Consider the following 10169-nt stretch of genomic DNA (forward strand, 5'->3'; position numbering starts at 1 on the left):
ACCGCGTTTGCCTCCGCCTGCACGCTTGCGAGTGCCGGCCCCTTAACGCGCTGGTCAGTGACCGACTTTGGCGCAACGCCTGCAGCCTTATCAGCAGTTGGCTCGCGCCCAATGTACTGCATGGCGACGATCGTTCCGATGCCAGTCGCCGCAACAAGCCCTATCAGGGGCACGACCAACCGGTTCATTGATGTCTTGATCATGGTCTTTAGCCCGTCGGCCGGAAGGTCGGCCCGCCACCAGTATACAGGTATTTCGGCCGAAATGGGTACTCAGCCCGAGAGATAACCCGCAGGGCACAGAAGGATTAAGCCGTCTAGGGCAGGCCGGCCAGGCTGGAACTCTGGTCCGTCAAAGTTGCGCGGTAAACCGCTTCGGCGGCAGGCCGCTGCAGCCGCCCGCCTGTTCGGCGTCGAGCACCAACAGCGCGCCGGCCGCGTAGAGACGGCCGACGAAATCGGCGTCGTCGGAACGCGCGATGGTGACGTAGTTGTTCGACGCAACAATGCGGCCGTTGGCCTTGGCGATCGCGGCCAGCGCCTGGGACGGCGGGCCAATGACCGCCATTGACTTGCCGGGGGCTGAGCCGAAGGTCAACGCGGTGACAACGGCAAGCCAGCCGCACACGACCAGGGCGATCGCGCCGGCAATCCGGCCCCAACGCCCATCGCCGCGCTGACGTCCGTCAGTAGTCATAGAAGTGCTCAATGTTTGCACCTCTGGCCTTGAGCTCGCGGTTGATATCGAGGAGACGGTCGATCCTTGCCTTCAGGCCCGCCCGGCGGAAGCCGGGCTTCGCATCGAGCTCCAGTGAAAACAGCTCCGTCGTACCCTTGATATCGAGCTTGGCGGCGTCGGGCGCAATCACGGTGATAAGGATGTCGTGATTGCCCGCGATCTCTGCAACCCCATAACCCTGATCCAGCAGCCGCTGCAGGATGCCGGTGAACGCCTTGTAGCGCGGCGTCTGCACGAGCTGCCATTGTGCGTTGAGCGCACGGATCGGCTTGATGTGCGGTTCTTTTGCCAATAACTCCGGCGGCAGCGTCGCGACGGCAAACATGATGTCGCGTGGCTCGGTGTCATTGCTGGCGTCTAGCGCCTTCTGAATCAGCGCGGCGTAACCGATCTTGACGAAGTATTCCGCGCCGAGCACGAAGTCGCGCTCCCGGCTACGCAAGCTACTTGGCGTCGGCGCCGAAATTGCCATCAGGCCGTCGAGCTTCTTCTGGAACGGGTATTTGTACCAGGGTACGGTGTAGAGGAACGCGGCATAGTCCTGCAGCACGGCGCGGCCGAATTCATCCTGCGGGGTGCGCTTCTCGCCTCTGATCCATTCGAACACGCGGCCGATCGTATTCTCGTAGAATCCTTTGACGGCATATTCCAACGAATAGCTGATCCCGATCACGTAGATCATCGTCTTGACTTCGGCCAGGGATTCTCCGGTCGCAGGCACGGCGCGGTTGATGGTGCAGAAGCTTCGCCAGAAGCCGAAGATATGGCTCAAATAATTGAAGTGGCTTTCGCTGGAGCGATCGAGGAAGCGGCCGAAATCTTCGAAGGAATAGACGATGTACCATTCGGGGAAGGTGAAGAACGTATTGTTCAGCTTGCGCCGGTAGCCCGGCTCGCCGATTGCGGGAAGGGTCACCGCCGGTGCGGCGGACGCTGTGGCGCTGGAAGCCGGGCGGCAGGCCCCCTCGATATAGGCCAGCGGCATAAGCACCGACAACGCGATCAGGATCGCGAGAACAGCGAGGATGCGCCGCAGCCACTTAAGCATGGACGGTGGTCCGCGTCCGCGGCGCCAGCCCATAGCCGATCAGGATTGCTACGCCGCCGAGGCCGAGATGCGGAGCGTTGGCGAAAAACCGCGTCGAGAGCGGCAGGTCAAGGACGCCGTTGATCAGGATGCCGAAGTCGAGATAGCCGCTGCCGGTGAGCAGGCCGAGCACGCCGTCGGCAAAGTAGAACACGCCGAATAATTGAAAGAACAGTTCCGAGGCGCGGCGCGAGGCCATCGCCGCCGTTGCCGCCCATAGCGCCGAGACGAGATGCAGCCCGTCGGCGTACCAGGTGCGGCGAAACAGGCCGAAGATCATGTCATTGGCGTCGATGAAGGCTGGGATGTAACCGGTTAGGATCACGAAGCCGAGCAGGGCGGCATAGCCCCAGGCGCACAGTCTGATGATGTCCATGATGTCTCCGGCCGAATCTCGGCTCAGTCTAGAGTTTTCCAAGCGTCTTGAGCAGGGCATCGTTGAACATGGTGGGGTCCTCGATCTGCGGAATGTGACCGAGCCCCGGCAGCAATGTCAGATCCGTATCTGATGGCAACAGCCTTCGGAGATCGAGAGCTTGCTCAACCGGGGTGATAGTATCCTTGTCGCCCCATAGGATCGCGACGGGGACTTCCAGCTTCGCATAGGCATTGCGGTCCGCGCTCGCGGCATTGGTATCGGTGCCGAGGAAATAATACAGCCAGTCGGCGATATCGCTCGTGCTGTCGCGCTGCGCCAGCGGCCTTTGCAGGATCGCGACATATTCCGGCAGCGCGCGCTCCTTCTTCGCGATCAGCGATTTGAGCAGCATTTGCGTCGCCACCGGATTGGTGATGGTCAGCGACACCAGGACTTCGCGAATCCATTGCGGCTGGACCACCCAGGGCGCGTCCGATGGCGCAGCTGTCAGTCCGAGCGCGGCATCGACCAGCACCAGTGCGCGCGCCCGATCCGGATATCGCATCGCAAGTTCAGTCGCAGCACCAGCACCGAAGGAGTGGCCGACGATGATGGCGGGCTCAGCTTTCAGTGCATCAAGCACATCGTTGATCCGGGCGGCCTGATCCTGCCGCGTATAACTGCCGGGACGGTCCGAGAATCCAAACGGCGGGAGATCGAGGGCGATCACATGAAAGCCGGCAGCGGCCAGCACGTCGCTGGTGTGCCGCCATAGCTCGCTCCACGCCGCCGTGCCGTGAAACAGCACCACGGGAATGCCATCCTCCGGACCCTTCTCCTGCACGAACACGCGGCCTGAACGCGTCGGCACCAGGTGGCCGGTCTTTGGCGCCAGTTGGGCGCGCGCTCCGGTTTCGCGTATTGACGCCGCGAGGCGGAATGAGGTGACCACAAGGATTGCGGACAGGAGCAGGACCAACAAGCCGTTGGCCGACCAGCGCAGAATGTTTGAAACCACGAGGCCTCGCAAAATCGATCAAAATAAACGGGTGGCAGAAGCGGACCCGCGTTTTAGGGCAAGGCGAGTTGCTGGCGACTGAAAATACCGGACATGATCAGCGTCCGGTTAACACTGCGTTTGTCGTCATTCCGGGATGGTCCGAAGGACCAGACCTCAGATGCGCAATTGCGCATCGGGGAATCTCGAGATTCTCAGGTGCGCAATTGCGCACCATAGTTCGATGCTTCGCATCGCCCCGGAATGACGGGGGAATACAACCTACTGCCCCGACGGCGTGCGCAGGCCGTGCCAGGCGTCGCGTACCTGATGGTAATGCACTTCCGGCAGGTAGTCCGGCGTTTTGAGGTTGAGCGTCTTGACGTCGAGCCGGCCGATCGCGCTGAGCAGGGTGTAGGAGGCGATCACGCGGTCGCGCTGCGCGCCGATCAGCCGGGCCTTCGCCAGGATCAGATCCTGCTGCGCGTTCAGCACGTCGACAGTGGTGCGCTGGCCGCCGGCTGCCTCCCGCTGCACGCCCTGCAGCGCGACGGTGGCGGCGCGGACTTCGGCTTCGGATGCGGTCACCGCAATCTTGGCGCCTTCATTGGCGACCCAGGCGCCGACCGCGGCGGTGCGGGCCTGATTGCGGACCTGGTCCAGCACCTGCCGGCTTTGGGCCGCGATTTCCTTGGCTTGCCGGGTCTGTGAAGCGGCCATTCCGCCGTCATAGATCGGCTGCGTGAGCTGGCCGGTCACGGAAGCCTGGTCGGTCCCGAGGGTGCCAAGCGTGGGGTCCGAGTCCTTGCTGCGGCTGACGCTGCCCTGCAGCGTGATCGTCGGCATCAGGCTGCTTTCGGCGACGCGGATCGAGGTGGTGGCGACATCGAAATCGAAGCTTGCCGCCATCACGGCGGGATGCCCGCGGAAGGCCTGCCCGGTGGCGTCATCGCGGCTGCGCGGCAGCAGGCGGTCGACGGTGTCAGCGGGGCGGAGCAGGTTCGGCGCGTTGCCGATGACCTGGAGATAAGTCGCTTGGCTGACAGCCAGATTGACCTCAGCGGCATTCAAGTCGGCGCGGCCCCGGCTCAGACGCGCCTCGGCCTGCGCAGCGTCGGTGGGCGTGACGTCGCCGGCATTCAGACGCTTCTGGGTGATGTCGAGCGTTTCCTGCAGAAACGCCACGTTGGCGCGCTGGGCTTCGACCAGCGATTGGTTGGCGAGAACGTTGGTGTAGACCGTGACTGCATCCAGCAGCACGCCCTGACCGACATTGCGCAGCGCCTCGCGACCCGCCTGCACCTGCAATTCCGCCACGCGTACACTGTTGGCGGTCCTGAAGCCGTTGAACAACGTCTGGGACACGGTCACGCCGATGGTCCAGGGCTTCAGGTTCGCCGATTGGATGGTGTTGTCGGGCAGCAGGTTACGCACCGCCTGAAAGCCGGCGGAGAGAGTAGCAACGATCTGCGGCCGATAACCCGAAAGAGCCTGCGGCACGTTCTCGTCGGTGGCGCGCTGACGCGCCCGCTCGGCATTGAGCGCGGGATTGGTCTGGTAGGCCTTGGCCAGCGCCTCGGGGAGCGATTCGCCATGCGCAGCCGACGCCGCAAACGCGAGGCAAGCCGCAGCAAGGCAAATGCCCGATCGAAGCAACCGTCTTTCAACGCGGCCAACCCTTGCGGCACGCTTAGTCATTTGACCCCGTAGTCAACACAAGAGCGTGATAACCCTGCTTCGAGTCATCCCGCTCTATCTTCCTGTTTGGGCATGATCCGGAATGCCGGTTACCCGTCATTCCGGATCATGCACTGTCCGTCCGCCCCCGCCGACAGCCTCGTCTACCTGTTTAGGGGGCACCGTCGCTACAGGCAAACTGCCGCGCGACATCAGTACATTAATTCGGTGAAATCAAAGCTTGGCTGTTGCCGGTTCGTCACAGACGAAGTTCGGCGGCAGATGCGCTATAGCTTCGGTGGCTGGCGTCCGATTCAGGGCGGTTAGCTTCGCAGCTATGCCCCGGGTCCGCTACTGATGCCAAAGCTGTTTTCCGATCCCGAAGCGATCGCGGAGGATATCATCCGCGAGGTCGGAACCGACCTCATGGTCGGCTTGCCGCTTGGGCTCGGCAAGGCCAATCATGTCGTCAACGCGCTGTACGCACGCGCCGCCGCCGACCGCTCGATCAAGCTCACTTTGTTTTCGGCGCTGACGCTGGAAAAACCACAGCCCTCAAGCCTGCTCGAACGGCGCTTCATCGGCCCGGTGATCGATCGCCTGTTCGGCGGCTATCCCGATCTGACGTATGCGAACGCGCTGCATGCCGGCGAACTGCCGCCCAACATCAGCGTGATCGAGTTTTTCTTCCTGGCCGGCAAATGGCTGCACGTGCCGTACGCGCAGCAGCATTACATCTCCGCGAACTACACCCATGCCTCGTCATACCTGCTGACGCGCGGGCTGAACGTCGTCACCCAATTGGTCGCGAAACGCGTGGTCGAAGGCGTGACGCGCTACGGCCTGAGCTGCAATACCGACACTACGCTCGACATCCTGCGTGCCCGCAGCGAGGGCCGGGCGTCGTTCAAGCTGATCGGCCAGGTCAATTCCGAACTGCCGTTCATGCCGGGCGCGGGCGATTTGCCGGCGGACGAATTTTCCGCGGTTCTCGACAGTCCTGCGACGGATTTCCCGCTGTTTGCGCCGCCGGCCGAGCCGGTCAGCGACACCAAATACGCGATCGGGCTTCATGCAGCTAGCCTCGTGCCTGACGGCGGCTCTCTGCAGATCGGCATCGGCCAGGTCGGCGATGCACTGGCGCAGGGGCTGATCGTTCGCCATCGCGACAGCGCACAGTTCCGCACCATCATGAAGCGGCTTGCGCCTGGAATCGAGCAAGCGCACACGGGACCGTTCGAGAAGGGACTCTATGGTGTCAGCGAAATGCTGATCGAGGCGTTTCTCGGCCTGATCGACGCCGGTGTTCTCAAGCGCGAGGTCGATGGCGTGACGCTGCACGGCGCGTTTTTCCTCGGGCCGAAATCGTTCTATCGCGCGTTGCGCGAAATGCCGGACGAGCAACTCGCGCGCATCCAGATGATGCCGGTGTCCTTCACCAACGAGCTCTATGGCGACGAGGATGCCAAGCGCCGGGCGCGCGTCGGCGCCCGCTTCGTCAACAACGCGATGATGGCGACGCTGATGGGGGCCGCGGTCTCGGACGGCCTCGACGATGGCCAAGTCGTCAGCGGCGTCGGCGGCCAGTATAATTTCGTGGCGCAGGCGTTCGCGCTTCAAGGCGCGCGGTCGATCCTGACGCTGGAGGCGACGCGGCAGGCGGGTGCAAAGACGCACTCCAACATCCGCTGGAACTACGGTCATGAGACCATCCCGCGGCATCTGCGCGACGTCTTCGTCACCGAATACGGCGTTGCCGATGTCAGGGGCAAATCGGACGCCGAGACCATTGCGGCGATGTTGCAGGTCACCGATTCCCGTTTTCAGGACGAGCTTACGAAGATCGCCAGGGATGCCGGCAAGCTGCCGAAGGCGTTTGAAGTTCCGCGCGCGCATCGCGAGAATTTTCCGGAACGGGTGGCGGAGGCTTTGAGGCCCGCGCGCGAGGCAGGGTTGCTGCCGGCATTCCCGTTCGGCAGCGACTTTACCGAGATCGAGCAGCGGCTGATCCCGGCGCTGCAGTTGCTTCGGGAAGCGCAGCGGACGCCGCGGCTTCTGCCCGGATTGCTGTGGCAGGGAGTGACCCAGCCGCCGGATGCGTCGAAGCGCGAATGTCTGGCACGATTGGGCCTCGATCGTCCGACGACGTTTGCAGAGCGTGGCTATCGCGCGCTGGTCAATGCTGCGCTGGCGCGGAGCCGCAAGCTATAATCCGTCGTCCCTGCGAACGCAGGGACCCATAACCACAGGGCGTAGTTGCTTAGAGAAGATGTCTGCCATCGTCGCTTCAACACGACGGCCGCGGCGTATGGGTCCCTGCGTTCGCAGGGACGACGTGCGGAGAGAACTCGGCCCTACTTGTTCTTGTTCACCGGCTTGCGCTTCTCGATGAACGCCGCCATGCCTTCGGCACGGTCTTCCAGCGCAAAGGTCGAGTGGAACAGATTGCGCTCGACATTCATGCCCTCCGACAGCGGCGTCTCGAATGCGCGGTTGATGGCTTCCTTGGCCATGGCGGCAGCCGGACGCGACATCGAGGCGATTTTTTCCGCCGCCGAGAGCGCTTCTTCCATCAATTTATCAGCCGGCACGACGCGGCTGACGAGGCCGGAACGCTCGGCTTCCGCCGCATCCATCATGCGTCCGGTAAGGCACAGATCCATCGCCTTGGACTTGCCGATCGCGCGCGTCAGCCGCTGGGTGCCGCCGATGCCCGGGATGGTGCCGAGCGTGATTTCGGGCTGGCCGAATTTTGCGGTGTCGGCGGCGATGATGATGTCGCACATCATGGCAAGCTCGCAGCCGCCGCCGAGCGCATAGCCGCTGACGGCCGCGATCGTCGGTTTCCGGCAGGTGGCGACGCGGTCGCCGCCAATGGCGGTGAAATCGCTGGAGAACATGTCGATGAAGCTCTTCGGCTGCATCTCCTTGATGTCAGCGCCGGCGGCGAACGCCTTTTCGCTGCCGGTGAGCAGGATGCAGCCGATCTTGTCGTCGGCCTCGAGGTCATCGACTGCGGCGGCGATTTCGCGAAACACGCCGAACGAGAGCGCGTTGAGCATTTTCGGCCGGTTCAGCTTAATGATGCCGACCGCGCCCTTGCTCTCGACAATGATGCATTCGAATGTCGCCATGATCCACCCCGGGGTATCTCAATCTGCGCGCAATGTGCCCGCTGCCGGGATGGGCTTCAAGTGGGTGGGAACGGACCCTGGACGCGGGGATGGTGCGCCGACGGCTACGCCATGAACATGCGCGCGGCCGACGCCATCGTCAGCAAGGCGCCGAAGGCGATGAAGATCTTTCCGATCAGCGAGGTCTTGTCCAGGGTGGAACTATCGTTACTGGCGGCCTGATCGGGAGCCTCCGATGCCGATCTGGCCGAGGCCATTGCAACTGTCTGCGTGGACGTGGAGGGGTTCTCTTCCTGCAGCGCCCGATCGACGTCGTTGAGCTGGTCGGAGGCAACCACGGCGGCATCGGCCGGCACCGCCTCGGCGTCGGCCGGCTTGTCCACTGCCGCTTGCTGAAGGACCGTGTTGGCTTTCTCCGACATGGCCGCCGAGATGGCCTTGGCGGTATCGGGGGCCGCATCGGTCGAAGTCATTTGTGCGTTGGCATTGGCGAGCCATTCGGGCATCGCGGGTTGGGGGCTGCCGCTCGCATCAGCGACCTGCTTTTCGTCGGCTTTCTTGCTCTCGGTAGATTTCGATGCCGCGTGGGTGGATTTGCGATCGGCGGAGCGCTTCTTCAGGTAACGCGAACCGGTCTTGGCGGACTTGCCGGATGTCGCGCTCTCCGATTTCGAGACCTCGGCGCTATCCGCAGCCGCACCGGCGGCTATCGCCGGCAGTGGTCCTGCGAAACCTACCAAAAGCCCTGCCGCTAAAATCAATGCCGATCCCGCGCTGGCCTTGATCGTCATGTGGAATCTCCCCATTGGCCGCCGCCCAGTCCCGAAAAAAGACCCCGCCGCGTGTCCACAGCACGGCAAAAACAGGGAATCTTCGGGCAACACCGGGCAAAAGCTGGGCAATGGTGTTGCAGCGGACGCGCGTGCGGGCATTTTGCCGCGCGGACTTCTCTTGGAGGAGCTACGCCGGATGCGAGACAGCGCAATCGATGTTATGAGCCTGCCGTCCGCGCGGCCGGCCGTCCCGATTCCCGGTTGGACACCGCAGGACCTTCGGCGTCAAGACTTTCGATCACGACTTCGTGATCTGATCGTCCTGACGTAACAAATTGAAAGATCGACCGAATTGCAGGGTAGGAGCGCGGGTGCGCGAACGGGATGACGAATGGACCGGCCTGATGCGGTCGGCCATTGCAGGCGACAGTGCGGCGTATCATCGCCTGCTCAAGGCCGTCACGCCGGTGCTCCGGGCCGCGGCGCGCCGCGGTCTGGCGCGGGCAGGGCAACCGGTCGATCAGTCCGAGGACATCGTGCAGGACATTTTGCTGGCGGTCCATTTGAAGCGGCATACCTGGGATGTCAGCGCCCCCTTTGCTCCATGGCTGTTTGCGATCGCCCGGAACAAGCTGATCGATGCGCTGCGGCGCCGCGGCCGGCGCATTTTCGTCGATATTGACGATTTCGCCGAGACGCTGCCCGGCGAAGCTCCGGCCGAGACGGCTTCCGCCAGCGAGGTCGCGGCCCAGCTTCAGACGCTGCCGGCACGCCAGCGCGAAGTGCTGCAGTCGATCGCGGTCGACAGCGCCTCAATCAAGGATACGGCGGCAAAATTTTCGATGAGCGAGGGCGCGGTGCGGGTGGCGCTGCACCGTGGACTGACCAGCCTGACGGCGAAGCTACGGGAACAATGAGAATGGATACCGATCAGCTCATTCGAACGCTGGCGGCCGACAATGCGCACCGCGCGCGCCCCGTCGGCTTCGCGCTGATGCTGGCGTTGCTGGCCGCCGCGCCGGTATCGCTGTTGATGTTCTTTACGGAGCTCGGCGTCAGGCCCGACGTGATGGTTGCGATGCGAAACCCGTTCTTCGACCTGAAATTCGCGGTGACGCTGGCGCTGGCGATCTCGGCAATTGGCGTTAGCCTGCATTTGTCGCGGCCCGAGGCCTCGCTGCGCGGATTTGGCTGGCTGCTGCTCGCCCCCGTCGGGATTTTGGCCGCAGGCATCGGCGGCGAGATGATGATGCCGCAGCGCCTGCCGATGATGACGCGGCTGGTCGGCAAGAACTCCTGGGTCTGCATGACGGCCATCCCGGCACTGTCGTTGCCGATTTTGGCCGGCGCGCTGATCGGGCTGCGGCACGGCGCGCCGGCGCGGCCGGCGGTTGCCGGCGCCATC

General features: G+C 63.4%; 11 protein-coding genes. 3 read left to right on the plus strand and 8 right to left on the minus strand.

Annotation, left to right across the window (positions count from 1 at the left end):
- The 6 genes from CP49_RS46735 to CP49_RS26125 form a co-directional block, all read right to left on the minus strand.
- A partial coding sequence (locus CP49_RS46735; RefSeq protein WP_210183107.1) for a hypothetical protein occupies positions 1–203 on the minus strand: 203 nt, incomplete at its 3' end.
- Between the two features lie 148 nt (positions 204–351).
- Complete coding sequence (locus CP49_RS26105; protein WP_057853042.1) at positions 352–696, minus strand: hypothetical protein; 345 nt, start codon at positions 694–696, stop codon at positions 352–354.
- Complete coding sequence (locus CP49_RS26110; RefSeq protein ID WP_156438671.1) at positions 686–1786, minus strand: hypothetical protein; 1101 nt, start codon at positions 1784–1786, stop codon at positions 686–688. The genes CP49_RS26105 and CP49_RS26110 overlap by 11 nt, the downstream gene beginning before the upstream one ends.
- A complete protein-coding gene (locus CP49_RS26115) occupies positions 1779–2201 on the minus strand; it encodes a hypothetical protein (RefSeq protein ID WP_057853044.1) in 423 nt (140 codons plus the stop codon). Before CP49_RS26115 ends, CP49_RS26110 begins: the two co-directional genes overlap by 8 nt.
- 28 nt (positions 2202–2229) lie before the next feature.
- A complete protein-coding gene (locus CP49_RS26120) occupies positions 2230–3201 on the minus strand; it encodes an alpha/beta fold hydrolase (protein ID WP_057853045.1) in 972 nt (323 codons plus the stop codon).
- A 261-nt stretch (positions 3202–3462) separates the two neighbouring features.
- Positions 3463–4878 carry a TolC family outer membrane protein gene (locus CP49_RS26125; RefSeq protein WP_057853046.1) on the minus strand — a complete coding sequence of 472 codons (1416 nt, stop codon included), beginning with the start codon at positions 4876–4878 and terminating at the stop codon, positions 3463–3465.
- Between the two features lie 336 nt (positions 4879–5214).
- Between CP49_RS26125 and CP49_RS26130 the strand changes: the two genes are divergently transcribed.
- Complete coding sequence (locus CP49_RS26130) at positions 5215–7068, plus strand: acetyl-CoA hydrolase/transferase C-terminal domain-containing protein (RefSeq protein WP_057853047.1); 1854 nt, start codon at positions 5215–5217, stop codon at positions 7066–7068.
- Between the two features lie 143 nt (positions 7069–7211).
- On the opposite strand, the gene CP49_RS26135 is transcribed toward CP49_RS26130, so the two are convergent.
- Complete coding sequence (locus CP49_RS26135; protein ID WP_057853048.1) at positions 7212–7991, minus strand: enoyl-CoA hydratase; 780 nt, start codon at positions 7989–7991, stop codon at positions 7212–7214.
- A 104-nt stretch (positions 7992–8095) separates the two neighbouring features.
- Positions 8096–8782, minus strand: a complete 687-nt coding sequence (locus CP49_RS26140) for a hypothetical protein (RefSeq protein ID WP_057853049.1) — start codon at positions 8780–8782, stop codon at positions 8096–8098.
- 353 nt (positions 8783–9135) lie between these two features.
- On the opposite strand from CP49_RS26140, the gene CP49_RS26145 reads away from it, so the two are divergent.
- The gene (locus tag CP49_RS26145) at positions 9136–9681 is read left to right on the plus strand and encodes a sigma-70 family RNA polymerase sigma factor (RefSeq protein WP_057853050.1); all 546 of its coding nucleotides are present in this window, start codon (positions 9136–9138) and stop codon (positions 9679–9681) included.
- Between the two features lie 2 nt (positions 9682–9683).
- Positions 9684–10169 (plus strand): NrsF family protein (locus CP49_RS26150; RefSeq protein ID WP_057853051.1); only part of this gene is annotated, 486 nt, incomplete at its 3' end.

Source organism: Bradyrhizobium valentinum (assembly GCF_001440405.1).
Lineage (GTDB): Bacteria > Pseudomonadota > Alphaproteobacteria > Rhizobiales > Xanthobacteraceae > Bradyrhizobium > Bradyrhizobium valentinum.

Bases quoted from the DNA above. Each gene is read 5' to 3' on its own strand.
- CP49_RS26105 (WP_057853042.1), bottom strand. From the start codon at position 696: ATGACTACTGACGGACGTCAGCGCGGCGATGGGCGTTGGGGCCGGATT.
- CP49_RS26110 (WP_156438671.1), bottom strand. From the start codon at position 1,786: ATGCTTAAGTGGCTGCGGCGCATCCTCGCTGTTCTCGCGATCCTGATC.
- CP49_RS26115 (WP_057853044.1), bottom strand. From the start codon at position 2,201: ATGGACATCATCAGACTGTGCGCCTGGGGCTATGCCGCCCTGCTCGGC.
- CP49_RS26125 (WP_057853046.1), bottom strand. From the start codon at position 4,878: ATGACTAAGCGTGCCGCAAGGGTTGGCCGCGTTGAAAGACGGTTGCTT.
- CP49_RS26130 (WP_057853047.1), top strand. From the start codon at position 5,215: ATGCCAAAGCTGTTTTCCGATCCCGAAGCGATCGCGGAGGATATCATC.
- CP49_RS26135 (WP_057853048.1), bottom strand. From the start codon at position 7,991: ATGGCGACATTCGAATGCATCATTGTCGAGAGCAAGGGCGCGGTCGGC.
- CP49_RS26140 (WP_057853049.1), bottom strand. From the start codon at position 8,782: ATGACGATCAAGGCCAGCGCGGGATCGGCATTGATTTTAGCGGCAGGG.